The sequence below is a fragment of the Tumebacillus sp. BK434 genome (assembly GCF_004340785.1).
Lineage (GTDB): Bacteria > Bacillota > Bacilli > Tumebacillales > Tumebacillaceae > Tumebacillus_A.
In genome coordinates, this window is record NZ_SLXS01000006.1 from 133,396 (window position 1) to 156,381 (window position 22,986).

Consider the following 22,986-nt stretch of genomic DNA (forward strand, 5'->3'; position numbering starts at 1 on the left):
TCGTTGGAGGGATATGAAGATGGAAAAGAGAAAGCGGAAGACGGTACGTACTCATCGGGCTTTAAGCGTAGCGGAGCAAGAAGTGCTACAGGAGGAGGGGGTGTCCCTTGAGCAAGCGATGGATCAATTTCTGCAAGCCAAGCAAGCTGAACGGGCAGCCCAAAGGACGATTCGTGATTACAAAACCCATTTTCGGTATCTTCTATCGTGGTTGAAAAAGAATCATCCCCTTGCAACTCTACCCACGATAACTGTGAACATGCTGAGAGAGTATGTGAACTGGATGACGAGTGGGAAAGAACTGTACGATGATCACCCACAAAAACGCAAGAAGAAAGGGATTGTGGGGCTTTCACCGATGACCGTGAATGTTCGGATCAGAACAATGCGAGCGTTTTTCAACTGGTGCGAACGAGAAGGGCTGGTACAGCAGTCTCCGGCGTTTGAAATTAAGCTGCAGAAGGTGGACGAGGATAAAATTTGTTCTTTCACGGAAGAGCAGTTAAGAAAACTGCTTTCCGTTCCTGACCGTAATATTTTTAATGAATTTCGTGACTACGTAATCATGGCGACACTGGCAGATACAGGACTACGGATAAGTGAATTGCTATCTTTAAAGGCCGTAGATGTTGACTTCGAACAGCTTACATTGACAGTTCCGTGGGAAAAAGAAAAACTCGTAAAACACGTATCGTACCGATTTCAAAAAAAGTTGGTCGCTTGCTAGCTGAATTGATCAAAGAAAATCAGGATTTCGGAGACGGAGCAGAATCACTTTTTTATTCAGCGTATGGACGTGTCCTGCAGCCAGATGCTTTTGATTGTCAACGCCGGGGGTAAATTGACCCACAAGCGTCGGTTTGAAAATGACCCACCCGTCGATTTACTCTGTCTTCTGTTGCGGCATCCCGTAGGAACCGGCTTTCATCTTCTCGCGTAAGCGGTAGCTGTTGCCGCGAATGTTGATGATATATGAATGGTGTAGCAAACGGTCAAGAATCGCTGTCGCGAGGACGGAATCCCCCATCAGTTCTCCCCACTCTCCGAAGTTCTTGTTGCTGGTCATGATGATACTCCCGCGCTCATATCGAGCGCTGATTACTTGAAAGAAGAGATTCGCAGCCACCCTGTCCATTGGAAGATAGCCTACCTCGTCGATCAATAGCAATTTGGGACGTGTATACACTCGTAGCCGCTTATCGAGCCGGTTTTCCTCATACGCCTTACGTAGATCTTCGATCAATTGTGTGAGCGTTACAAAGTAGACGGAGAGGCCGTGTACGTTTCCAGCCATCGCGAGTGCTACTGACAAATGGCTCTTGCCGACACCAGGGGGGCCGAGGAACAGAATGTTCTCCGCTCGCGTAGTAAAGCTCATCATGGCCAACTCCCGCATCAAGCGTTCATCGACAGTCGGTTGGAATGAGAAGTCAAACTCGTCCAACGTCTTGCGGTAGGGAAGATGAGAGAGCTTGGTACGTACTTCCAAGTTTCGTTGCTGTCGGTGCTGAATCTCTTGGCCTAACAGATCGTTTAGGAAGCCGATATAGGTCGGCTGCTCTCGCGCAGCCCGTTCAATGCGAACGTCCAAGATCCTCTACATGCTGATCCAAGAGAAACAGGGCATGCAGCGCGTGGATGAATGGATGAAGTATCAGGTCGCCCGAATGAAAGGCGAGAACGTGGCCGCGCCGGTCTATGAGGATCAGTATGGAGTGGACAAGGCGCGCAAAGAGCGGCGCGGCTGACTGGTGCATCTGGTCGTGTATGCGGCGGTGCATGTGATGTTTTTGCTGCTCTATGGCGTCACGGATGTTTTGAGCGAAGGGCCGTTTCGCGACGAGACGGCCAACCAGGTGACGCGCGTTTGGACGATGGTGTTGGCTGTGGATACGGTAATCTCGTGGTCGTACACGATTTTTCCTAAGAAACAGTCGCCACGAAAAAACCAACGGTTCTAAGATCTGTTGGTTTTATTAAATCGCCTGATTGATCAATCGCAGTAGGCAACGCTGAGGAATAGCAAGGATGCAGATTAGTATAAATGTTTGGATTTTTGTGAATATATGGTATACTACTGCTGTGAACTACTCTCGAAGGATTGGTGGTGACACTTATGGCAACTGAACAAATGAAAGACCTGTTTGATCTGGATGTGGAAGTAGTAATGTCTGCAAACGAGGACGATCGTGCGTGGGCGTACACGATGAATGCACCGTGTGCTTGGACAGTAAAATAAGGCACCTATGTCGAGAATGGCAAATGAACGAATGCAAGATCTGTTCGAACTGGACGTCGTCGTTTCGGAGTCGGCCGAACACTCGAACGAACGTTGGAGCTACTCCCCGAGCCGGGGATTCGTTGTGTGACGATGGCGTAGGAAGAACCCGCATGGGTTCTTCTTTTTTGTGGGGAGGTGGGACATGGAACATATCAATATCGAGATAGTCAAGGGCGGCAACATCGAGCAGTGCCGCGAACTGTGCAATGAACATGGGGGATCTATACACAGTGCAGGCCTACGTGATGTGGGGGCTGTTGCCGATGAGGAAATCGGAGCGGGGGAGATCCTGGTGCACCTTGCTGCAATTGACCTCCCTCCCTTTCATCGCGGAGAGGTACCGAAGTGGTCATAACGGGGCGGTCTTGAAATCCGTTAGGGGGCAACCCCACACAGGTTCGAATCCTGTCCTCTCCGCCAAACGTTGAACAGTAAGGGGTCATGAGGTTTTTCCACAATTTGTGGAGAGACCGCATGGGCTCTTTTTTGTTGTTGAGTTTGTAAAGGTGTGAGATCTGGTCTGTGATTGAGTTCGCTAGGCATGCCGAAGAAGGGGGGAGGATTCAGTTCGCTTACTTTTGTGCATCTGAAAGCGCACGGCATTCGCATCAAGGACGGCTAGCATGAGGCCACCAAATACGAATAATGGATCGAACCGAGCAAAGTGTATAAAGCAGCCTATTTGGTGGGGCTGTTGGCTTTATTTGAAAATTGTGGTAATGTATAGAATTGTGAGGAGGGGGAATTGTGCTTTATCTTATTGGTGGTGGAATTTTGATACTTCTTATTTCTCTTTGGTTCGGCATAAACCCGTTCAAATTGATTCTTGTTTGCATTTTTCTCTTTATTCTTTGGCGAATCGGTGTTCTCAATTTAGTGATGTCCATCTTACGGTGGATTGCAATCAGAATCATTTACTATGGTGAGAAAATATTTGGCATTGATGACTCAGAAGTGGCACCTTTGCTTCAGGGAATTGACTTTCTAGAGGTGTAACAATGCTTGAAGAATCGATGGTTCCGCCGACATCAATCGAAAGCTGGCGGAACCATCGATTGCTCCTTCCTGCACGGTATGAAAGTTTCCTGCGCGAACCCCTCATTTGATCTCAACCGTTTGCAGATTCGACCATCTGTCATCTGGTAGTTGAGGGTGAATTCCAAACCTCTGTTCCTCCTATTTTCTCGTCCCCATCGCGGCAATTTCCACTTTCACTTTCACGTTCACATCCGCCTTCGCGAGTTCTTCTCCCCAGCGCTTCTGTACAGGTTTCCAGTGCTCATATTCAAATGCGCGCGCATATAATCCGAGACCGATCGGATCGATCTTCGCTTGTTGAACTTTATCGATGAACTTGTCGAACTTTTTTTCAAACTGCTGTTCAATCTCCCGAGTCAGCTTTTTTTCCTCATTCCTTACGTCGATCGGAAACATCAACTCCGCCAACACCACTCGAATTTTCACATGAATGTCAAATTTGAACTTGTTGTCCGCATAATTTGTCTTCGTCTTCACACTTATATCTTCGGTAGAAAAACTGTATGCATTTGCAGGGAAAATCTCTCCTTTCGGTCGATCGGCAGCTTTATACGTAAATTGAAATTCCCCTTTCGTCTGCTGCTGCAAGATACGAAGCAATCGGTTCTCTTCTTCCCCGATCGAAAGCTTGTACTTCCCCTCCTCATCGAGCAGAGCAGAGCCGATCACGAATACCTTCCCATCTTTGCGCATTTCGGACACGGTTGCGGTCATCCCCTTTTCAAAAGTGGCTCGTCGGAGGTCTTGGAGCGTTGCGCTCACAGTAATATTGCGTTTTGCAGCTGTTTCGAGCAGCTTAAAAAGATAGAGCGGAAGACGCGGTTTATCCTTTGGCGCATATTGCAGGACTTCGTAGGAAAACCCGTCCACCATTACGATCCTCACATTCAGCGTATTTTTGGGATCCCGCAAATAGGGCTCGAGCATTTTAAACCAGCCCTTTTGTTGCATCGCGCGTTTTCCGATCAGCAGAATTTGTGTTTTTCCTCCGGTGGTTAAGGCCATTACTGTTTTGTCGTCTTTATCCCTCGATTTTCGCAACGTGATCGCTTGCGTCGTATAGACCTCCTCCTTCTCTCTCGCTTCTTTGCTGAATACCGGACTGGATGACGAAAATACCAAGTTGTTTTCTTCATCGAGATCAATTCCGACCAGCAGCGACAACGAGATGTCTTCGATATCGATTTTGTCCTTATATCCCATCATCAACAATAAGAGTGCAGCAAATAGGATCAGCAACCTCCTCATCCGATCTTCCACCTCCTGTACTTTTCATATCCCGAGGTATAGACAAGCAGGAGAACTGGCAAAGCGTACATGATGCCCATCCCAGCATTGCCTAACAGCGTCGACCAATGCTCCGCCTGGTTCCACGTCGGCTTTACCAAATAAACACACACGATGGCCAACACAAAATAGACGAAGGCGTGCGAGCTGTGATCCTGCTTCTTGAAAAGAAAGCCCGTGGAAAAAACGGTACAGAAAATGTAAGCGTTCCATGCCCTGGACACCACGATCAGATAGATCGCCAGAAAGATCATATCGACCCGTTCCGCAAAACGAAATTCGATCGTCTTGAGCAAGCTCAACGTCGGTTGGTTCAAAGATGTGATCTCGTCCGGCGAGTAAAAAACGAAACAGATGATGGTGACGTACAGATATAAAAACATCGTCATGGTGTTCGCGATCAACATTCCGTGAACAGCAAATTGTTTTTTTTTCAGGAACGGGTAAATAAAAAAGAGAACTTCATTTCCAGCAAAAGCGAACACCGTCCTTGGCAAACCGGATAGGATGGGTTCCCAACCTTCTTTCAACACGGGAAGCAGATGAATCCAATGCCCGTGCTCAAGCGTCGCTAGAAAAATTAAGGGAATCCACATCATCAAATAAGAAATGAACTCTGCATATCGGGCTTGAATGTTCAATCCATGCCGAACGATAAGATAACCTGGAATCGCAAAAAGAAGCAAAATCAAATATCCAGGTGTTTTGGGCAAAAACCACGCTTTAATGAAGAGCATCGAATTGATCATGATGATCCAGCCAAAAAAGGCGAAATAGGCGATGATTGGAAGGAGAAGCAACTTTCCAAGCCATTTTCCAAACAGGTAATTGAACAGGTCAGGCAACGCAAAGTCTGGGTACTTTCTAAGCGTTAGCAAAATGGCCCAGCCGGCCAAACAATTGATCCCCCAAGCGATGAGCACGTTCACCCACCCATCCGTTCCACTCTTTTCGGCGAGCACCCTTGGGAGCGATAAAACCCCGGTTCCCACTTGAGCTCCTTGGATCAGAAAAATGTACTGCATCAAGGAGATCTCATTCACCGCATATTTGTTCATGATTCGTCCCCTTTCGGTCGCTTACTGTCCATCCGTATGTCCTGAGTCGGTCTGGCACTTTTGGGGCGATCGGTCATCTTCCAAAGTGGGAGCCGGACGAACGTATCTTTCATATCCGACCAACGAAAAGGAGCCAACGGGCTTCCGTAAGGGGTCCCGAGCGATTCCAAAGCGACCAGATGGGCAATCAAGGTCATGAATCCGATCACCATTCCGATAAAACCAAACAGCGAAGCCATCAACATCATCGGAAAGCGCAACAACCTGACGGCCATCCCCATGTCGTAGCTGGGAAGAATGAAGGAGGCGATCGCAGTCGAGGCTACGACGATCACCATGATGTTGCTGACGATACCAGCTTGCACAGCCGCCTGGCCCACAACGATGCCGCCGACGATGCCGATCGTCTGTCCGACCGGCGCAGGAAGCCGAATTCCAGCCTCGCGCATCATTTCCAACGTGATCTCCATCAGCACCGCTTCCAAAAGCGGCGGAAAGGGGACACTTGCTCTCGATTCGGCGATCGACAGTAACAATTGAAGCGGGATGATTTCATAGTTAAAGGAGATAACCGCAATGTAGAGAGCTGGCAGCAGCATGGCGATCATAAAAGCGGTGAAACGGAGCAGTCGAATAAACGATGCGATCTGCCAGCGCGTGCTGTAATCATCCACACTTTGAAAAAAGGACGTAAAGGTGGCAGGAGCGATGATCACGCCGGGGGAACGGTCGACGATCACAACGAAACGCCCTTGCAGCATCTGGGATACAGCCGAATCGGGACGCTCAGTCATGATAAACTGAGGGAACGGCGAATTCGGACTGTCTTCGATGTATTGCGCCAATTCCCCAGTATTGATCAACGCATCCACATCCACTTTTGAGATTCTCGTCTCCAATTCCTCAAGAATGTCCGGATTGGCGATATCCTCCAAGTACAAGATCCAGACTTTCGATCTTCCACGCTGACCGACCAATTGTTCCTTGATTCGAAATTCATTGTTAGGAAGATACCGGCGGAGGAGCGCGATATTTTGCATGCCGGTTTCCACAAATCCCTGATGAGCACCTTTTAGCGAACTTTCCAGTTGAGGGTCTTCGATCGCCCGCTGTGGCCAACCTTTCGTGTCATAAATCCATGCTTGCTGTTGTCCTTCGAGGAGCAGCACACTTTCGCCAGTGAGAATTGCAGCTACCACATCGTCCCATGTCGAAACTGTACGAACGCCGCTGATCGACGGGATCGGCATCCCTTGAATCACTTCGGATGGATTGTGCAACATCGGATTCAAGATGTGGTTGTTGATCGCATTTTTATCGGTTAAACCGTCCAAATAAAGCAGAGCAACAGGCGCTTTCTCAGCACCTGCAACAAAGCGGTAGATGACCAAATCAGGAGATAACGGGAATAACCGTTTGGCTTCCTCGATATTTTGAGACAGATCCTGGGAGAGCGGGTCTTGTTTCGCAGACTGATTTTGTTGCCGGTTGGATTTTGTTTGTTCTTCCTTTTGTTGATATCGTTTTTGATTGAGGATTTTGGAGAAAAAGAACATGGAAAACAATCCCCCACTCCGTTCAGTTCCTTATTTTGTATAGAATTGATTGAGAGGCAGGAATCTATGCATGAGAGGGGAGTTGCAGATCGGATGGATGGATGGATGGATGAAGGTCATTTATCGGAGGTGCGGGGGCACACGGGTTCGTTGAAAGGGTTTATGAGGTTTTTTCACAGTTGGTGGAGAAACCGCACGGCTCCTTTTTGCTGAGTTCGCTCGTGTGCGAACGAAAGTATTTAGAAAGGTGAGGAATATTGTGTCTAAGTTGAGGCGCAAAGAGGAGGGGTCTAACTCCGCTATTCTACCCCAGTCAGGAATGAGGTATACTGATTGAGGGGATCATAACCGTAACAAGAGAGATTTTCGAGGATGCTCCCTGTTTTGATACAAAAAGTCGATCCTCGAAAAAATGCCGATTTGAGATCGCTGTTGAGGTGGCTTGATGCCTTGCTGCAGCTGGATTTTGATGTGCTGATTTTGGTCGGTAACAATGACAGACCCGATGAATAGGGGACTGAAAGATATGATCCCCATTGGCGAAGTCGAGGAAGAATTCGAGTAACAATGACAGACCCGATGAATAGGGGACTGAAAGTGCACTTCAATGAGTCATCGTAGATTTGGATCGAGTCGTAACAATGACAGACCCGATGAATAGGGGACTGAACGGGGGAAACCTGAAGACGTAGCTGCGGGACGGTGACGTGAAACAATGACAGGCTAAACAATCCTGTAAAGGATCACAAAGAGAAAAGAGATCCAAAAAATCACGGCAGAGACAACCAGAAAACTGGTCAGCAAGTCAGCGGCAAATCGTGGAAAGTTGTATCTAGAAGAGCTTTTTGTGGTGAGACTTTGTATTTTTTCTTCCAAGGATACTATTTGTTCTTTTAGCAACTCAATTTCATTACGGTCATCCATTCTATACCTCCGACTTGGAAATGGCTGTTGATAACTATTGTATAGCAGATTTTGACTTATCAGAATGACTGCATCCGAAATAACCGGAGCGCGGTTGTATACCGAACTCAAGTTATGTTTAGGTCGCAGGGCGGTTTTTCCGTCTGCCTGACAATAATTTTTCAGGGATTCTTATTCGAGACAGTATCCTTCCAAACTTCTTCAAATTCATCTTTACTAATCAACATTGGAACAAAATGCCCAAACTCATCCTCGGCAATTTCCTCAATCGTGGGAACCGGAACTTCGCCCAGCCCTACTCCTACTCCTCCTACTTCAACATCTTCGTATGCATATCCATAACGCCCATCTCGATAAAATTCGATCTTACGGACTTCATATCTTTCATCGTCCATTTCCGAGTAAATGAGAATCGGTTCATCCGCATCGTCATGTATCCACTCGCACTTCAAATATTCCACTTTCGATCCCACCCCCTCTATTCAAGTATGACTCTTTCGTTTTTTTCAGAATGAGCCTGCACTCATCTGATTACGGATTTCGGTGACGTGTCCCAAATTGTCGTACTTGGCGTGCGTGATTGTATTGTTGCCCTGTTTCAGCGTGGAGATCTTGTTGAGCTCAATGATGGACAAGCGATTTGGCAAGAGCATCTGGAGCGCATACGAAAAGCCCAATCCGCCCAGACCGATTTGACGGTTTCGGAAAAACAAAACATACAATTCAGTAGTTGGGTGAATCCTTTTGCGCGGTATTTACGTAAGAGTATGAAGAGGAAGAAGGAGAGGGAGGACCAAAAGATGGATATTTTGAGTTACAAATGTCCCAACTGCTCAGCCACATTGAAATTTGACAGCCAAAAGGGTCAAATGCTTTGTGAATACTGCGATAGTACGTTTGATCCCGAAGTGCTCAAAAAGTACGACGAGGTCTTGCAGCAAGAAGCTCCGAAAGAACCGGATTGGGGCACTTATGAAAGCGATGAGTGGCAAGATCAGAACCTTGGCGTCCACCTTTGTAATTCCTGCGGGGCTGAAATCGTAGCAGAGGAAACGACCGCGGCGACGACTTGTCCATATTGTGATAGCGCAACGATTCTTGCCGGCAGACTATCCGGTGCGTTGAAGCCCGATCTGGTGATTCCGTTCAAGGTCGAAAAAGAACATGCCAAAGCGGAATTGATAAAATTCTGCTCGGGCAAACGCTTGTTGCCGAGTCTCTTCCTCGCGAATAACAGAATCGAAAAAATCACAGGCGTCTATGTTCCGTTCTGGCTGTTCGACTGCGAGGCGGAGGCGAACATTACCTATGATGCCAAGAAAGTGAGAACTTGGAAGCGAGGGAATTACCGCTATACTGAGACCAGCCACTTCCTGATTCACCGGGCAGGCAAGATCGGATTCGAAAGTATTCCGGTGGACGGCTCGGAAAAAATGGATGACGCTTATATGGAAGCGTTGGAACCGTATCATTACGAGGAGGCTGTTGATTTTGCAACCGCGTACCTCTCCGGTTATCTGGCGGACAAATATGATGTGGACGCAGAAAGCAGCAAACCGCGTGCCAATCAGCGCATCAAGGATAGCACCGAGAAAACGTTTGCAGAAACCGTTTCGGGCTATTCGGTCGTCACGCCCCGCAGCACGGCGATCGATCTGACCGAGGGCAAAATTCGTTACGCACTGCTTCCCGTTTGGATGCTGAACACCAAATTCGGGGGCAAAACTTATACCTTTGCCATGAACGGTCAGACCGGGAAATTTATCGGCGAACTTCCCGTATCCAAAGGCAAGTATTGGGGTTATGTTGCGGGCATTACCGCTGTGCTCAGTACCGTTGGCTTGCTGACAATGTTCTTATAAGGAGGGTTGAACCATGAAAAAACTGTTTCCTGCACTCTTTCTCTTCGTGATTCTGCTCTCACTCTTTTCGTTCCCTGCACAGGCGGCCAATGTATACGACAAGGAGAACCTGCTGAGTGCAAGCGAGAAACAACTGCTTGAAAAGCGAATTCAAGACATTGCAGCAACCTATCACTTCGATGTGGTCATCGTGACCGTCGATTCGCTCAACGGAAAGAGCGCGATGGAGTACGCTGACGATTACTATGATGAAAACGGTTTTGGCTTTGGCCCCAACCATGACGGACTGCTGTTCTTGCTTGCGATGGACAGCCGCGACTATTGGACCTCCACATCAGGATACGGCATCAAGGCGTTTACCGACTACGGAATTCGCTACATCAGCGACAACGTGGTGGGCTTGTTGAGCGAAGGCGAGTATTACCGGGCATTCGACAAGTACCTCGACTATGTTGACATGTTCTTAGCAGAGGCGGCGACCGGAACGCCTTTTGACATCGAACACACGGTCAAAACTTCAAACTACTATTTGATTCGCGTCTCGCTCACCGTTGCGATTTCTGCCGCCATCGCATTTTTGGTAGTAGGGATTATGAAGTCGAAGATGAAAACGGCCAACAAACAGCGTTATGCGCTGAACTATGTAAAAGAAGGCAGTTTTCAGGTGACGAGCGACAAAGATTTGTTCTTGTATACGACAACAACCAGACAAAAAGTTGAGTCCTCGTCAAGCAGTGGAGGAAGCAGTACGCACAGTAGCAGCAGCGGCAATTCACACGGCGGCGGCGGTGGGAAGTTTTAAGCCAGAGGACACGATAGAAAAAAGAAACGTACGTTGAGGAGTGGTTCGAATGGGACTGATTAAAGCAGGATTGGGAGCTGTGGGCGGGGTACTTGCCGATCAATGGAAAGAGTTTTTCTACTGTGATTCGCTTGATGCTGACATCCTTGTCGCCAAAGGGCAAAAGCGCACTTCTAAGCGCTCTTCTAACACCAAAGGCGAAGATAACATCATCACCAATGGCTCTGTTATCGCCGTAAATGATGGTCAGTGCATGATCATCGTCGAGCAGGGCAAGGTCGTTGAGTTTTGCGCAGAACCAGGTGAATTCACTTGGGACGCATCCACCGAACCGAGCATCTTTTCCGGTACTCTTAAAGAGAGCATCAAGCAGACTTTTCAAACGATCGGCAAGCGTTTCACATTCGGTGGCGATACTGGCAGAGACCAAAGAATTTATTTCTTCAACACCAAGGAGATCGTTGGCAACAAATACGGCACGGCCAACCCCGTTCCGTTCCGCGTGGTAGACCGAAACATCGGCCTTGATATCGACATTTCCATTCGTTGCAACGGCGAATACTCGTACAAGATCATAGATCCGATGCTGTTCTACACCAATGTGTGTGGCAACGTCGATGATGAGTACAACCGTTCCAATATTGACAGCATGCTCAAGAGCGAATTGCTGACCTCCTTGCAGCCGGCCTTTGCAAAGATTTCCGATATGGGAATCCGTTACAGTTCCTTGCCCGGACATACATTGGCACTGGCAGATGCACTCAATGAAGTGCTGTCCAAGAAATGGGCGGAGACAAGAGGTTTGGTCATCGCATCCTTTGGCGTAAACTCTGTCACCGCTTCCAAAGAAGACGAAGACATGATTAAGCAACTCCAAAAGAGTGCGATAATGCGTGATCCGAACATGGCGGCGGCAACTCTGGTCGGCGCGCAAGCCGATGCGATGAAAGCGGCCGCTTCCAACGAGGGCGGTGCGATGGCAGGCTTTATGGGCATGGGTATGGCTCAGCAGGCGGGTGGCATGAACGCAAATAACCTGTTCGCGATGGGACAGGCGCAACAACAAGCACAACAACAAGCGCAGCAACAAGCAGCACAACCTGTTCAGCAGGCGGGATCTTCGGCAGCCTCCTGGAGCTGTGTGTGCGGTGCATCGAACACAGGTAAATTCTGTGCGGAATGCGGAAAAACCAAACCTGTCGCAGAAGGCTGGAACTGTTCCTGCGGTGCGGTAAACACAGGCAAATTCTGTGCCGAATGCGGTAAGAGCAGACCCGAAGCGGAAGGCTGGAGCTGTTCTTGCGGCACGGTAAACAAAGGCAAGTTCTGCGCCGAATGCGGTAATCAAAAGCCTGCCGGGGCACTGAGCTATCAATGCGATAAATGCGGCTGGTTACCCGAAAATCCCGCACAACCGCCGAAGTTCTGCCCCGAGTGCGGCGACGCTTTTGACGACAACGACAAGAAGTAAGGGCAAGTAAGGAACCTTGCAGAAAAGGCACCGCTTTCGTTTGGGGAAGTGGTACCTTATTATGCCGCAGGTGACATGCCGGCGACCTGGCGATCACATCTGCGGCAATATGAAAACAGATCACTTGATGGGCGCCAGGCACCATAAAGTGATCTGTTTGACGTTGGTGGGTACTTCGTCCCCATGATATGGCGATGAGGGAGATAGTGAAGTATCGAATGCGGTTATTCTGCCAACACCTTTTCGAGCTCGCCGCCCATTCTCGTCCAGCCGAACTTAGCGCCTTCGCGTGCCTGTGCATGTGTGATTCCGGTTTGTTCGAGATGAAGGTTCACTTTCCCATCCCCGAGATCTTGCAGTGTCCAAGTGATCGTGTTCTCTTGCCCTGCGCTGACCCATGTGTAGGACAAGCGATTCGGTTCCTCCACGATCAGCACTTCACAGTTGATAATTCCATCCCACCCGCCGACCGGCTGTGCGCGAAATTGAAAACGGTGCCCTACGACAGGCTGAAAGTCATTTTCCATGACCCATTTGGCAAGTTTATTTGGATCGATTAATGCGGACCACACCTTCTCGATCGAAGCTGTGTACTGAAAATCCAAGGATACTGTTTCACTCATTCTTCTTCCTCCTCTAACAGTTGGTTCAAACGCAACATATTGGTTCTCCAGAATTTGCTGTAGAAAGCCACCCAATCTTGAATTTCGCTGAGTGGAGCGGCGTTAAGCCTAAATCGTGTTTCTCTGCCGACTTTCCGGTCCTGTACCAGCCCGGCCTCTTTTAGGATGGCCAAATGTTTGGAGACTGCGGTACGGCCCATTTGAAACTGAGCTGTCAATTTGTGAAGCGGCAATTCGTCCGCTTCTGCCAAGAGACGGATCAGTTCCCGGCGTGTCGGGTCGGCAATGGCAACATACACATCTCCCATTTGATTCGTATCGGTCACGATCACCCTTCCCCTTACTTTCGCGTTCTAAAATGACACCAATTAGTGTCCCTTTCATAATAGGACACCAAATAGTGTCGTGTCAAGTCTGCCCAACAGACTCTTTTCTTGCTTCGCAAGGGACGGCAAAAACGGACTGCTTGCCCTTTTTTGTTCCCACAATATACGAGTCTAGTACGAGTCTTTGCATCCCCGCATAGTCTGTAAAGGAATTGCAGGGAGGTGAAAAACAATGGCAGGTAGGCTTCGAGTAGCAAGCATCCGTTCGACGCGACCGACACAACGCATACGTCAGATCGTCACGTTCCGGTTTAATCGTATTGGTGCCGGATTTTTTGTCGTGACGCGCCCTGTGCGGCTTCGAAACATCATCAACAACGGTGAAGTGATTGTGAGTCAACGCTCACTCAGCGCAGCACAAGCTGTTGTCCGTTACCAGTTCGTGAACGCGACCACCGGGGTTCCTGTTTCAAACAGTGTAACCGTACGTGGCAATCGCACGGTCGTGCTTCCGTTCTTGCTTCCGGCAGGCACAGTCCGGCTTCGCATTAGCAACATCGGTGCTGGCGCTGTGGCGTTGCATGGTGTCGTGATCGTGTTTTAGTCCAAAATAGCTGGTCTCCCGAGTGGTGGCCGGCTTTTTTGCGGTGTCTTACAAAGTTTCACATTTCATGCATGGCCTTACCCAAGCACGGCGTCTTGTGTGTTATACTAGCTTTATTTGATGATTCTATAACGAGTATTCGCTAGAAAAGATAAGTAATTTCAGGAGATATGGTAAATGAAACCTAAAAAAATAACGTACATGATGATAGCAGTACTTGGTGTCCTCCTCTTTGCTTTTGGGTGCGTGGGTTTGATGATGGAGGAAACGAGGAGTGAAGCAAAAGTAAATCAAACGGAGAAAACGACGGTGGAGTATTCGAAATACCCGGATGTTGATCTCGTTACCGATATTTCTGAGAAAGAAAAATATAACATGGCCATCCACTATCCACACTTTACAAATAAAAAGTTGAACGCCGAAATCGAAGCCTATATCGCTGACACGAAAAAAAGCTTTTTAAAATCGGTTGACGAGAATCGGGAGTTCATCAAGAATTACGCGGCCTCTTTGTACGTGACGCTGAATATCTACCAAGCAGCTCCAGATACGTATTCCATCGTATTTTCTGAAGAAAGTTATGTGGCTGGCGCAAACGGCATGCAAAAAGCCAAAGTTTTTATGGTCGATCTCAAAAAGGAAACCTTTATTCCACAGACTACCATCCTGAAAGATTCGAAAGAAAATCGAGAACAACTCTACACGCTCTTACGTGAAGCGTTCAGGTCTACCGATTACGAAAGCGTATTGTTTGAAGACGATTTAAAAGAATGGGTACTTCTCAAGGACCACCAATTCGCAAAAGTGTATCTTACTGAAAAAGCTGTCGTCTTTAAATTCGATAAATACGAAGTGACGGCAGGCGTAGCAGGTATGCCCGAGATCTCGATCCCCATAGACAAGATGCAGAGTATGCTGACCGATGAGTGGAAAGAGAAACTAAAGGTGGCTCCTCCAAAAGAAGAAGGTAAAGTTCCCCCGCAGGAGCCGGTCAAAGAAGAAGGAAAACCGAATGATCACAAAACGCCAGGCGGTAAACGAGCAGCCCTGACTTTTGATGATGGGCCACATCCGAAATACACGTTGAAGATTCTGGAGCTGTTGGATCAATATCATGCGAAGGCAACCTTTTTCATGCTCGGGAACCGGGTGGATTTCTATCCGGAGATCGCCCGGAAAGTTGCGGAAAAAGGGCATGAGCTGGGCAATCACACGTGGAATCATAAAGACCTTTCGACGATCAATTTGCAAGAAGGGATTCGGGAAATCGAAAAGACCAATGCGATTATCAAAAAGACGACGGGCAGACCCGCGACTGTATTCCGTCCGCCGTACGGAGCCATAAACGAACAAGTCCAGACCGCTACGAACAGCCCTGCTGTTTTGTGGACGGTCGACACATTGGACTGGAAGTCGCATAACCCTGATAAAATCTTAGCCATTGTGAAAGAGAACGTACGAGACGGGTCGATCATCCTCATGCATGATATTCATGAGACAAGTGCAGAAGCTGTCGAACTGATTCTGAAATATTTAGATGCGGAAGGTTATGATGTCGTGCCAGTTTCTGAATTGCTGTAACCCGCATGGCCTGCGGCACAATAGGTAGGAAGAACATGAAAACACCCGTTCGAACAAGGATCGAACGGGTGTTTTGTGTTCCTTCCTTAGTAGCCGTAGCCTGCGCCTCCGTCATAGCCCGGAACGAGCAAGAAGAACAGAACGAAGATAATCAGGAAAACGACTGCCCAGCGGGTGTAACCGCCAAAAGTGCCGTACATAGGAGCACCTCCTTTCGAGTGCACGAGTGAAAGATATTCCGCTTATCGACCTTGCCGGGGGACAGAGCAACCGGGGTCGATGACTTCCGTTCGGCTCTCCGGCTGCGTGTAATATCGGGGTACGTTGACGATGATCTGCCGGTTGACTCGTATCACCGGTTGAATGATCGGAACTTCACGCGGGATGTAGCAGTCGTGGTACTGATAGATCGGTGGGCAAACAATCGGCGGGCATTTTTCCAATATAACCATCCTCCTTGAGAAATTTGTTATACAGTACCGTATGTGCAAGAAGGACAGCCCGTAACGGATATTCGACCTAATGGTATAAAATTGGACAGTTGATTTAGTAGACGACACATACGATCCTCATACAAAAAACCATAGTCCGGTGGTATCCGGAACTATGGTTAGACAATACTCTACCTCTTCATCGCGCAAGCATTTCGATCACCTTGTCCTGCCTTACTGATAGGCATACAAAGTGATCAGCGGAGGCAGTAACAGGGTAATGAACGCCAGGATCGCGATCCCGATGGCACCACGGTAGTTGCGCTGTCGCCAGAAGGGGAGGGTGAGACTACCGATGTACACACTGCCCCAGATGGATACGACGATCACCGATGCGAACCTGGCCAGTTCTTGTATCATTTCATTTGATCCCCCTCGATGGCCGGTCCGACCTGATCGCCATGCCGACGTAATTTAAAGCTGATATCAACATAGAATTGAGTGTCCTTCACATGATTCTTCCAATCAAAATCGTTCCATTCCTGTAGTGTGCGAAAGGTCGATTTGAGCTGATTGCTGATGTAAAAGCAGTCCACTTCCCAGGTGTGGAGCGTTTTCTGTAGCAAGTTGATCGACTTTTGTTTCATAAGCTGTTCGATGGCCCTCTCGAGTTTTTTCGTTTCCGCGGGTACGGTATAGTTGGCAGTCGTTTGGACGCTCATCAGATCTCCTTCCATCGAGACATGGAAGGTCGCTTTGATCTGATCCTGATTTCGCTGCACCTCGAGGCGCGTCTGTTTTTGTGCTGATACATTTAACGTGAGATTGAGCTGCGGATCGGCCGGATCTGGAAAGTCCCACGGTGTCGTCAGAAATTGACCGCGAAGCATATTGAGGACTTTGGTTTCCGAACCGTTGAGAAATCCAGCCAGCTTACTTCCTTGATAGACGGCACTCCCATAAAATTCGACGGGGACTTCTCCCGCCCGGCGAATGCTCCCTGCGTATTCGTCACCGATCGTCAGCTGTCTCGAATCACCGGAAGCGTGTTCGCGCGGATACGTGAGATTGGATCGTCCTTTGCGGATGTCCGGGCGAGGGGCGGATAAGATGGTGACCGCTCCGCCTCCTTTCGATTCGATGTCCAAGATAAAGTTGTGAAATCGCGACTTTTTGGGCAACGCGGCTCCCATGTTGTTTGGATCGGTTTCCAGTTCAAACCATAAGTTAATGTCCTGTTCCGTTGTAGGGCGAATGTTACGAATATAGGTTTGTGCACTCCCACGGGTCGTGATCATATCCAGCGTGCGGCGAATTTGACGATTGCGAACCACTTCGCTCATCAGTTCAATGACGCCCTTTCGAGCCATGTCTTCACCCAAAATAAATGCTTTTGCGTGAATGAAAGTGAGCCTGCGGGCAACAAAAGCCTGACTTGCCGTCATGGCGGAAGCAATATTCGAACCTTCGACTGTGAAGACGGAAATGGAATCATTTTGGTCAGAGCTTGAGTTGAGGCTTCTTCCGCCGATGCCTCCGTTGGTTGTTTTGGGACCCGCTAACGCAAAGGTGAATAAAAAATCGTTACGCGGACCGGGATCGACCCCGATCGCCATGACAAACGCAATGTTTTCAGGGTCCAGCCGATCCCAGCAACCGGATAGCAGCGGTACGAGCAGCACGCAGATCAAAAAACAGCGAAACGCACGAATCTTCCGTTTCATAGCAGTTGCCTCTTTCTCCGAACAAGACTCACCAGCCAAGTCATCAAGGGCAGGCAGATCGAGAAGAGGGAGCCGTAGATCCGCAGATAATCCCGGTCCCATTCGACTGCAGACATCAGGCTTTCCGGCAACAGCGCGAGGCTGTAAGCGAGGATGGAAAGCGGGAAGATCAGAGGATGAAACGCCGGCATGCGCAGCACCTGCGCCAGCGTCGATGCGCTGCAATATAACCCGATGGCGAGCTTGATCACCGCGCAGGTCAGCCAAACGACCAGAAACAGGCTTTCCACCCGTTGCACCCACCTGCCGAACATGATGACCCGGCTGATTTCATAGAGTGGGAAGCTGATCCGTAAGCCGGCAGGATAAGGAAAGATATACAGGTACGCGAGGATCGTGCTAAACAGGATCAGCGAAGAGATCAGCATGCAGGGCCAGACGACTCGTTCCCATTCCTTCCGCTTGCGGAGCCGGGGAACGAGGAATCCGAGAACCAGCAGTTCTGAAAACAAAGAGCTTCTCACGACCCCCATCTTTAGCACTTGGGAACGTCCGGTACCCCAAAAGGGGGATAACGCGTTCGGCTCCGTATGGCTGATCAATCCACCGATGATCATCACCATCACGCTCACCAGAATGAGGCCGATCGTCAACCAGCATAAACGCCCAATGTTTTCGATGCCGCTGTGCGCAACAACCGCAATGGGGATGAGGAGCGATAACATGATCATTTGAATCGGGGTTCTTGGCAAAATGTCAGATTTTAAAATCTCGGCAAATTCACGCAACACAATGAAGGTAATTGCGTAGAAGAAACTAAAGTATGCAAGATTGACCACACTGCCCAGAACAGGACCTAAAATTTCTTCGGTCGCCGTAATGAGAGATGCTCCCTCTGAAGCGTTCTTGATCACACCGCGGATGCACCACCAGGTCACCGGGCAAAACATGATGGCGATCAGAGCGATCAACCAAGCGGCGGTGCCTCCGATCTCCAGCATCGATCGCTGAAAGGGCAGGAAGATTTTCGTGATCACGAAAATAATGCCGACAGATGCCGCCTCGCGCATTCCGATCCGATGCATTCTCATTTTTTCTTCTCCTTCGGAATTTTCCGCGACAGTTTCGGGCGGATGGCTTGCTGTCTTTCGTTTTGACTGCGAATCGGACTGCGTAAGGTGCGATCCTTACTTTTTCGAAAGGGGGCGATGGGCGATAAGCCAGGGACACCGAATGTATTTTCAGAAGCGCGCATCATCCACAGCATTAACGAGAGTGAGACGATCCCCAGAAGCCCGAGAAAAGAACCGGCCAGCAAGTAGGCAAACCGCAGAATGCGCGTTGCGAACTGCATGTTGTAATTGGGGATCGTATAGGAAGCCAATGCGGTTGTGGCGGTGATGATGACGACAATCGGGCTCACGATGTTGGCTTGCACGGCAGCCTGCCCAAGGATCAGCGCACCGACGATCCCGATGGTCGGACCGATGACACTGGGGATCCGGACGCCTGCTTCCCGGATCAGTTCGAACATGCTTTCGAGCATGAATGTCTCGGCTGCCACCGGAATCGGCACAGCTTCGCGAGTTTCTGCGATCGCCAGCAGCAGCGTTGTCGGGATCATCTCTTGATGAAAATTGGCGATCGCCACATAGAGGGCCGGCAGATACAGCGCCAAAAAGAAGCCGGCGAGCCGCACAATGCGCAAAAACGAACTGTAGGTCCAGCGCAGGTAGGAATCTTCGGCAGTCTGCAAAAAAAGCGGAAAATGACCGGGTACGATCAGCCCAAATGGTGAATTATCGACGAGGATGCAGACATATCCTTCAGAGATATGCGCAGCCACACGATCGGGTCGTTCGGTGCTCAAGATGCTCGGATAGATCGAGTTGGGACGATCTTCAATCCACTGCTCGATCGTGCCGCTGTCCCCGATAAAATCAAACTTGATCGCAGCGATGCGCTTGTGCACTTCGGCGACCAGCTCATCGTTGGCAATCGTTTTGATATAGACGACAGCAACTTCCGTCCGTGAAATGCTGCCGACGATCCCGCGCTCGACCATCAGGCCGGGAGTGCGAATCCGGCGCCTGATCATCGACAAATTCGTCTGAATATCATCGGTAAATCCCTCGTTTGAACCGCGAACCACGAGTTCGGTGTTCGGCTTGGAGATGCCTCTTTTTTCCCACCCTTTTACATCTGCGAGGATTGCCGTGCTCATGCCATCGATCAGTACGGCTGCAGATCCGGTTAAGATGCCATGTACGATCTGGCCGAACTTGCTGTCGGTGGCAACCTGTGCATCTGTGATCACTTCGTTGATGATTTTCTCGGCGTTTGGCTGTTCATCCGAAGCAAACTGCATGGTCATCAAGGGCTGCAGAACGGCGCGTTCAAAATGACCCTCTTTGATTTGGTTGGTCAGATAGATGGCGGCACCGCGCACGGCCGTTTGCCCGATGGTGAGCGGGCGGATGATCAGTCCGCTGCTTTGAGGATAGGAGAAGTGCCGCTTGAACCAGTGCAGATTGGTATCGAGTTGCGCCGAAAGATCCCCATAATCCTCAATCAGACTTTCAGTCGTGGGCAGACTTCTTTGCTCTGGCTGCTGTTGCGTTTGCTCGCCCTCCCAATGTCCGAGGGAGAATGAGTTTTGTTTTGCAGAACTATCGGCAAGGATGTATTTCTTTAGTTTTTGCCAACCACTCATCTCAAACGAGCTCCCTTCCTATGTATTCGAATGCATTTGCATATTACTTCCAAGGGAGACGTGCATAGTGTGTTCACCGCATGAACATGTTATTCGATTCGCACATGGTTCTGGAAACAATGTATTGGGAAATTGAACTGGAGGATGATCCAATTGATGTTGCACAAAACACTAGTCTATCGGGACGCGCAGATTGCTTACTATTTCGCGGAAAACAAGGAGAAGGAAACGATCCTGTTGCTGCATCCCGCATTCGCCGACCATGAAATATTTGAGGCGCAAACAGAATCTTTTATGGAAGATTATCAAGTGATCGCAGTTGATATGCCAGGGCATGGAGACAGCCAAATCAAGGGGCGGAACGTCACGCTCAAAGATATGCCCGCGATTCTTCACCAAATCATGTCAGATCATGAGATCTCTGCGCTGCATATCGTCGGGGTATCGATGGGATCTTTAGTGGCGCAAGCGTTTGCGGACCGGTACCCGGAGCGAGTCAAGTCTGTGACCATGGTAGGCGGCTACTCGATCCATAAAGCGAACGAGCAGATCTTGAAAGCACAAAAAAAAGAAGGATTGAAATGGCTCGGGTACATGTTGTTTTCGATGAAAAAATTCAGAGATCATGTCATTTCGGTGTCTTGTTACACCGATCGCTGCCGTACTGTGTTCAGGCGCGGCATTGGGAAGTTTCACCGGAAATCTTTTTCCGTCATGTCGGGTATGAATTCTTTCTTTCGAAAGCAAGACACGCCGGTACGCTACCCCCTGTTGATCATTGTCGGACAGCAAGATCAGCAGATGATTCGAGAGGCGGCGAATACAATACATAAATTAGAAAAAGGTTCTCAGTTGGCGGTGCTTCCGGCAGCCGGACACTGTGCAAATCTTGATGCACCCGAGGAGTTCAACAGACTGGTCAAGGATTTTTTGTTGGACCAGTAGCGAAATCAAAAAGAACCCTTTTCATCATCGAAAAGGGTTCCCGGTTCGCCAAGGGCGGAGTGGATTAGCTATACATTTTTTCGAGCTGTTCTTTCACGCGATCATCTTCCAAGAACTCATCATAGCTCATCTGTTTGTCGACGAGACCGTTCGGGGTGATCTGGATGATGCGGTTGGCGATCGTTTGCACAAATTGATGGTCATGCGAAACGAAGATCATCGAGCCGGTGAAGTTGATCAGCCCGTTGTTCAGCGCGGTGATCGATTCGAGGTCCAAGTGGTTGGTCGGCTCGTCGAGCATCAACGCGTTCGCGCCGGCATTCATCATCTTCGAGAGCATGCAGCGCACTTTTTCGCCGCCGGAGAGGACGTTTGCTTTTTTCAGCGACTCTTCGCCGGAGAACAGCATGCGGCCCAAGAAACCGCGCACGAACGTCTCATCCTGCTCTTTCGAGTACTGGCGCAGCCAGTCGACCAAGTTCAGGTCGGTGTCAAAATACTCGGCGTTGTCTTTCGGGAAGTAGGCCGTGGTGATCGTGATGCCCCATTTGAACTCGCCGCTGTCCGGCTCCAGCTCGCCGGCCAGCACTTTGAACAGCGTGGTCTTGGCCAGTTCGTCCGGGCCGACCAGCGCGATCTTGTCGCCTTTGCTCACCGTGAAGGAGATGTTGTCGAGCACTTTCACGCCTTCAACGGTCACGGTCAAGCCTTCGACGGTCAGGATGTCGTTGCCCGCTTCACGCTCCGGCTTGAAGTCGATGAACGGATATTTGCGGTTCGACGGACGGATGTCTTCGAGCGAGATCTTGTCGAGCTGCTTCTTGCGGGAGGTCGCCTGCTTGGACTTGGAAGCGTTGGCGCTAAAGCGGCGGATGAACTCTTCCAGCTCTTTGATCTTCTCTTCTTTCTTCTTGTTCGCATTGCGTTGCAGGGCGAGGGCCAGTTGGCTGGATTCGTACCAGAAATCGTAGTTGCCCACATACAGCTGAATCTTGCCAAAATCGATGTCGGCGATGTGCGTGCAGACTTGGTTCAAGAAGTGACGGTCATGGGAAACGACGATGACTGTGTTTTCATAGCCCAGCAAGAAGTTCTCCAGCCACTTGATCGACGCGAGATCCAAGTGGTTGGTCGGCTCGTCCAAGAGCAGGATGTCCGGGTTGCCGAACAACGCTTGTGCGAGCAGGACGCGGACTTTCTGGCTGCCGTCGAGTTCATTCATCAGCTTGTCGTGCAGGTCGACCGGGATACCGAGACCTTGCAGCAGTTCTGCCGCTTCCGACTCCGCCACCCAGCCGTTCAGGTCGGCGAAATCGCCTTCCAGTTCAGCGGCGCGCATGCCGTCTGCTTCGGTAAAATCGCCTTTCGCGTAGATGGCGTCTTTTTCCTCCATGATTTCATAGAGGCGTCTGTGACCCATGATGACGACTTTCAACACTTGAAATTCATCAAATTCAAAATGGTTCTGCTTGAGGATCGCCAGACGTTCGCCCGGCGTGATGTTCACTTCACCGACGCTCGGTTCGATCTCGCCGGAGAGGATTTTCAGGAAGGTCGACTTCCCGGCTCCATTCGCACCGATGAGGCCGTAGCAGTTGCCCGGGGTGAACTTGATGGTGACATCTTCAAACAGAGCGCGTTTTCCATATCGTAAGGTAACACCGTTTGTACTGATCATTGGTTTGCAATACCGTCCTTCTTTTTTTATCCTGTCAAACACTTACTATACCATAATTGAGCAAGTATTGCTTGAGTTATAA

24 protein-coding genes, 1 tRNA gene and 1 pseudogene are annotated in these 22,986 nt (G+C 49.4%); 12 read left to right on the forward strand and 14 right to left on the reverse strand.

Features of this window, described 5'->3' with window-relative positions:
- Window positions 1-19 precede the first annotated feature (19 nt).
- Window positions 20-727, forward strand: coding sequence for a tyrosine-type recombinase/integrase (locus EV586_RS15780; RefSeq protein ID WP_165898640.1), 708 nt, complete (start codon window positions 20-22; stop codon window positions 725-727).
- A gap of 156 nt (window positions 728-883) precedes the next feature.
- Here the strand turns inward: EV586_RS15780 and istB are convergent.
- A pseudogene (istB, locus tag EV586_RS15785) lies at window positions 884-1,594 on the reverse strand (IS21-like element helper ATPase IstB); the annotation flags it as partial.
- On the opposite strand from istB, the gene EV586_RS21210 reads away from it, so the two are divergent.
- The 5 genes from EV586_RS21210 (at window position 1,578) to EV586_RS15800 (ending at window position 2,701) form a co-directional block, all read left to right on the forward strand.
- The gene (locus EV586_RS21210) at window positions 1,578-1,748 is read left to right on the forward strand and encodes a hypothetical protein (RefSeq protein WP_165898641.1); all 171 of its coding nucleotides are present in this window, start codon (window positions 1,578-1,580) and stop codon (window positions 1,746-1,748) included. The pseudogene istB and the gene EV586_RS21210 sit on opposite strands and share 17 nt — an antisense overlap.
- A 3-nt stretch (window positions 1,749-1,751) precedes the next feature.
- On the forward strand, window positions 1,752-1,961 hold the full coding sequence (locus EV586_RS15790; RefSeq protein WP_132946072.1) for a hypothetical protein: 210 nt from the start codon (window positions 1,752-1,754) through the stop codon (window positions 1,959-1,961).
- 155 nt (window positions 1,962-2,116) lie between these two features.
- Window positions 2,117-2,239 (forward strand): hypothetical protein, encoded by a 123-nt coding sequence (locus EV586_RS21655; RefSeq protein WP_279388304.1) that lies wholly within the window; start codon window positions 2,117-2,119, stop codon window positions 2,237-2,239.
- A 184-nt stretch (window positions 2,240-2,423) separates the two neighbouring features.
- Window positions 2,424-2,636 (forward strand): hypothetical protein, encoded by a 213-nt coding sequence (locus EV586_RS15795; protein ID WP_132946073.1) that lies wholly within the window; start codon window positions 2,424-2,426, stop codon window positions 2,634-2,636.
- Window positions 2,613-2,701: transfer RNA gene (locus EV586_RS15800), tRNA-Ser, on the forward strand. Before EV586_RS15795 ends, EV586_RS15800 begins: the two co-directional genes overlap by 24 nt.
- A 756-nt stretch (window positions 2,702-3,457) precedes the next feature.
- Here EV586_RS15800 and EV586_RS15805 read toward each other — a convergent pair.
- The 5 genes from EV586_RS15805 to EV586_RS15820 all read right to left on the reverse strand — a co-directional run bounded on the left by EV586_RS15805 (window position 3,458) and on the right by EV586_RS15820 (window position 8,605).
- Window positions 3,458-4,567 (reverse strand): Ger(x)C family spore germination protein, encoded by a 1,110-nt coding sequence (locus EV586_RS15805; protein ID WP_132946074.1) that lies wholly within the window; start codon window positions 4,565-4,567, stop codon window positions 3,458-3,460.
- Window positions 4,564-5,664 carry a GerAB/ArcD/ProY family transporter gene (locus tag EV586_RS15810; RefSeq protein WP_132946075.1) on the reverse strand — a complete coding sequence of 367 codons (1,101 nt, stop codon included), beginning with the start codon at window positions 5,662-5,664 and terminating at the stop codon, window positions 4,564-4,566. The genes EV586_RS15805 and EV586_RS15810 overlap by 4 nt, the downstream gene beginning before the upstream one ends.
- Window positions 5,661-7,220 (reverse strand): spore germination protein, encoded by a 1,560-nt coding sequence (locus tag EV586_RS15815; protein ID WP_132946076.1) that lies wholly within the window; start codon window positions 7,218-7,220, stop codon window positions 5,661-5,663. Before EV586_RS15815 ends, EV586_RS15810 begins: the two co-directional genes overlap by 4 nt.
- A 723-nt stretch (window positions 7,221-7,943) precedes the next feature.
- Window positions 7,944-8,144 (reverse strand): coiled-coil domain-containing protein, encoded by a 201-nt coding sequence (locus tag EV586_RS21875; RefSeq protein WP_481937767.1) that lies wholly within the window; start codon window positions 8,142-8,144, stop codon window positions 7,944-7,946.
- Between the two features lie 161 nt (window positions 8,145-8,305).
- A complete protein-coding gene (locus tag EV586_RS15820; protein WP_132946077.1) occupies window positions 8,306-8,605 on the reverse strand; it encodes a DUF6881 domain-containing protein in 300 nt (99 codons plus the stop codon).
- Between the two features lie 87 nt (window positions 8,606-8,692).
- Between EV586_RS15820 and EV586_RS15825 the strand changes: the two genes are divergently transcribed.
- The 3 genes from EV586_RS15825 to EV586_RS15835 are packed head-to-tail and all read left to right on the forward strand — an operon-like array spanning window position 8,693 to window position 12,279.
- A complete protein-coding gene (locus EV586_RS15825; RefSeq protein WP_207893921.1) occupies window positions 8,693-10,006 on the forward strand; it encodes a hypothetical protein in 1,314 nt (437 codons plus the stop codon).
- Window positions 10,007-10,019: 13 nt separating this feature from the next.
- A complete protein-coding gene (locus tag EV586_RS15830; protein ID WP_132946078.1) occupies window positions 10,020-10,808 on the forward strand; it encodes a TPM domain-containing protein in 789 nt (262 codons plus the stop codon).
- A 49-nt stretch (window positions 10,809-10,857) separates the two neighbouring features.
- Entirely contained in the window at window positions 10,858-12,279 is a 1,422-nt protein-coding gene (locus tag EV586_RS15835; RefSeq protein ID WP_132946079.1) for an SPFH domain-containing protein, read from the forward strand.
- Between the two features lie 224 nt (window positions 12,280-12,503).
- Here EV586_RS15835 and EV586_RS15840 read toward each other — a convergent pair whose 3' ends face one another.
- Complete coding sequence (locus EV586_RS15840) at window positions 12,504-12,902, reverse strand: SRPBCC family protein (RefSeq protein WP_132946080.1); 399 nt, start codon at window positions 12,900-12,902, stop codon at window positions 12,504-12,506.
- On the reverse strand, window positions 12,899-13,210 hold the full coding sequence (locus EV586_RS15845) for an ArsR/SmtB family transcription factor (protein ID WP_481937769.1): 312 nt from the start codon (window positions 13,208-13,210) through the stop codon (window positions 12,899-12,901). The genes EV586_RS15840 and EV586_RS15845 overlap by 4 nt, the downstream gene beginning before the upstream one ends.
- A gap of 250 nt (window positions 13,211-13,460) precedes the next feature.
- Here EV586_RS15845 and EV586_RS15850 point away from each other — a divergent pair, with 250 nt between their 5' ends.
- Together EV586_RS15850 and EV586_RS15855 are read left to right on the forward strand one after the other, a co-directional pair.
- Window positions 13,461-13,832: a hypothetical protein gene (locus EV586_RS15850; RefSeq protein WP_132946082.1), complete on the forward strand. Its 372-nt coding sequence runs from the start codon at window positions 13,461-13,463 to the stop codon at window positions 13,830-13,832.
- A gap of 177 nt (window positions 13,833-14,009) precedes the next feature.
- Window positions 14,010-15,413 (forward strand): polysaccharide deacetylase family protein, encoded by a 1,404-nt coding sequence (locus EV586_RS15855; RefSeq protein ID WP_132946083.1) that lies wholly within the window; start codon window positions 14,010-14,012, stop codon window positions 15,411-15,413.
- A 242-nt stretch (window positions 15,414-15,655) separates the two neighbouring features.
- On the opposite strand, the gene EV586_RS15860 is transcribed toward EV586_RS15855, so the two are convergent.
- The 5 genes from EV586_RS15860 to EV586_RS15880 all read right to left on the reverse strand — a co-directional run bounded on the left by EV586_RS15860 (window position 15,656) and on the right by EV586_RS15880 (window position 20,281).
- On the reverse strand, window positions 15,656-15,865 hold the full coding sequence (locus tag EV586_RS15860) for a hypothetical protein (RefSeq protein ID WP_207893922.1): 210 nt from the start codon (window positions 15,863-15,865) through the stop codon (window positions 15,656-15,658).
- A gap of 213 nt (window positions 15,866-16,078) precedes the next feature.
- Window positions 16,079-16,264 (reverse strand): hypothetical protein, encoded by a 186-nt coding sequence (locus EV586_RS15865; protein ID WP_132946084.1) that lies wholly within the window; start codon window positions 16,262-16,264, stop codon window positions 16,079-16,081.
- Entirely contained in the window at window positions 16,261-17,568 is a 1,308-nt protein-coding gene (locus tag EV586_RS15870) for a Ger(x)C family spore germination protein (RefSeq protein WP_165898642.1), read from the reverse strand. Before EV586_RS15870 ends, EV586_RS15865 begins: the two co-directional genes overlap by 4 nt.
- Entirely contained in the window at window positions 17,565-18,659 is a 1,095-nt protein-coding gene (locus EV586_RS15875) for a GerAB/ArcD/ProY family transporter (RefSeq protein WP_132946086.1), read from the reverse strand. The genes EV586_RS15870 and EV586_RS15875 overlap by 4 nt, the downstream gene beginning before the upstream one ends.
- Window positions 18,656-20,281, reverse strand: coding sequence for a spore germination protein (locus tag EV586_RS15880; protein ID WP_132946087.1), 1,626 nt, complete (start codon window positions 20,279-20,281; stop codon window positions 18,656-18,658). Before EV586_RS15880 ends, EV586_RS15875 begins: the two co-directional genes overlap by 4 nt.
- A 144-nt stretch (window positions 20,282-20,425) precedes the next feature.
- Between EV586_RS15880 and EV586_RS15885 the strand changes: the two genes are divergently transcribed.
- Window positions 20,426-21,226 (forward strand): alpha/beta fold hydrolase, encoded by an 801-nt coding sequence (locus EV586_RS15885; protein WP_132946088.1) that lies wholly within the window; start codon window positions 20,426-20,428, stop codon window positions 21,224-21,226.
- Between the two features lie 64 nt (window positions 21,227-21,290).
- Here EV586_RS15885 and EV586_RS15890 read toward each other — a convergent pair whose 3' ends face one another.
- Window positions 21,291-22,904 (reverse strand): ABC-F family ATP-binding cassette domain-containing protein, encoded by a 1,614-nt coding sequence (locus tag EV586_RS15890; protein ID WP_132946089.1) that lies wholly within the window; start codon window positions 22,902-22,904, stop codon window positions 21,291-21,293.
- Window positions 22,905-22,986 lie beyond the last annotated feature (82 nt).

What these genes read in the sequence shown, in the direction of transcription:
- EV586_RS15840 (WP_132946080.1), bottom strand. Translation starts at nt 12,902, where the DNA reads ATGAGTGAAACAGTATCCTTGGATTTTCAGTACACAGCTTCGATCGAG.
- EV586_RS21210 (WP_165898641.1), top strand. Translation starts at nt 1,578, where the DNA reads ATGCGAACGTCCAAGATCCTCTACATGCTGATCCAAGAGAAACAGGGC.
- EV586_RS21875 (WP_481937767.1), bottom strand. Translation starts at nt 8,144, where the DNA reads ATGGATGACCGTAATGAAATTGAGTTGCTAAAAGAACAAATAGTATCC.
- EV586_RS15865 (WP_132946084.1), bottom strand. Translation starts at nt 16,264, where the DNA reads ATGATACAAGAACTGGCCAGGTTCGCATCGGTGATCGTCGTATCCATC.
- EV586_RS15780 (WP_165898640.1), top strand. Translation starts at nt 20, where the DNA reads ATGGAAAAGAGAAAGCGGAAGACGGTACGTACTCATCGGGCTTTAAGC.
- EV586_RS15870 (WP_165898642.1), bottom strand. Translation starts at nt 17,568, where the DNA reads ATGAAACGGAAGATTCGTGCGTTTCGCTGTTTTTTGATCTGCGTGCTG.
- EV586_RS15795 (WP_132946073.1), top strand. Translation starts at nt 2,424, where the DNA reads ATGGAACATATCAATATCGAGATAGTCAAGGGCGGCAACATCGAGCAG.
- EV586_RS15835 (WP_132946079.1), top strand. Translation starts at nt 10,858, where the DNA reads ATGGGACTGATTAAAGCAGGATTGGGAGCTGTGGGCGGGGTACTTGCC.
- EV586_RS15830 (WP_132946078.1), top strand. Translation starts at nt 10,020, where the DNA reads ATGAAAAAACTGTTTCCTGCACTCTTTCTCTTCGTGATTCTGCTCTCA.
- EV586_RS15875 (WP_132946086.1), bottom strand. Translation starts at nt 18,659, where the DNA reads ATGAGAATGCATCGGATCGGAATGCGCGAGGCGGCATCTGTCGGCATT.
- EV586_RS15880 (WP_132946087.1), bottom strand. Translation starts at nt 20,281, where the DNA reads ATGAGTGGTTGGCAAAAACTAAAGAAATACATCCTTGCCGATAGTTCT.
- EV586_RS15860 (WP_207893922.1), bottom strand. Translation starts at nt 15,865, where the DNA reads ATGGTTATATTGGAAAAATGCCCGCCGATTGTTTGCCCACCGATCTAT.
- EV586_RS15810 (WP_132946075.1), bottom strand. Translation starts at nt 5,664, where the DNA reads ATGAACAAATATGCGGTGAATGAGATCTCCTTGATGCAGTACATTTTT.
- EV586_RS15885 (WP_132946088.1), top strand. Translation starts at nt 20,426, where the DNA reads ATGATCCAATTGATGTTGCACAAAACACTAGTCTATCGGGACGCGCAG.
- EV586_RS15855 (WP_132946083.1), top strand. Translation starts at nt 14,010, where the DNA reads ATGAAACCTAAAAAAATAACGTACATGATGATAGCAGTACTTGGTGTC.
- EV586_RS21655 (WP_279388304.1), top strand. Translation starts at nt 2,117, where the DNA reads ATGGCAACTGAACAAATGAAAGACCTGTTTGATCTGGATGTGGAAGTA.
- EV586_RS15850 (WP_132946082.1), top strand. Translation starts at nt 13,461, where the DNA reads ATGGCAGGTAGGCTTCGAGTAGCAAGCATCCGTTCGACGCGACCGACA.
- EV586_RS15815 (WP_132946076.1), bottom strand. Translation starts at nt 7,220, where the DNA reads ATGTTCTTTTTCTCCAAAATCCTCAATCAAAAACGATATCAACAAAAG.
- EV586_RS15890 (WP_132946089.1), bottom strand. Translation starts at nt 22,904, where the DNA reads ATGATCAGTACAAACGGTGTTACCTTACGATATGGAAAACGCGCTCTG.
- EV586_RS15805 (WP_132946074.1), bottom strand. Translation starts at nt 4,567, where the DNA reads ATGAGGAGGTTGCTGATCCTATTTGCTGCACTCTTATTGTTGATGATG.
- EV586_RS15845 (WP_481937769.1), bottom strand. Translation starts at nt 13,210, where the DNA reads ATGGGAGATGTGTATGTTGCCATTGCCGACCCGACACGCCGGGAACTG.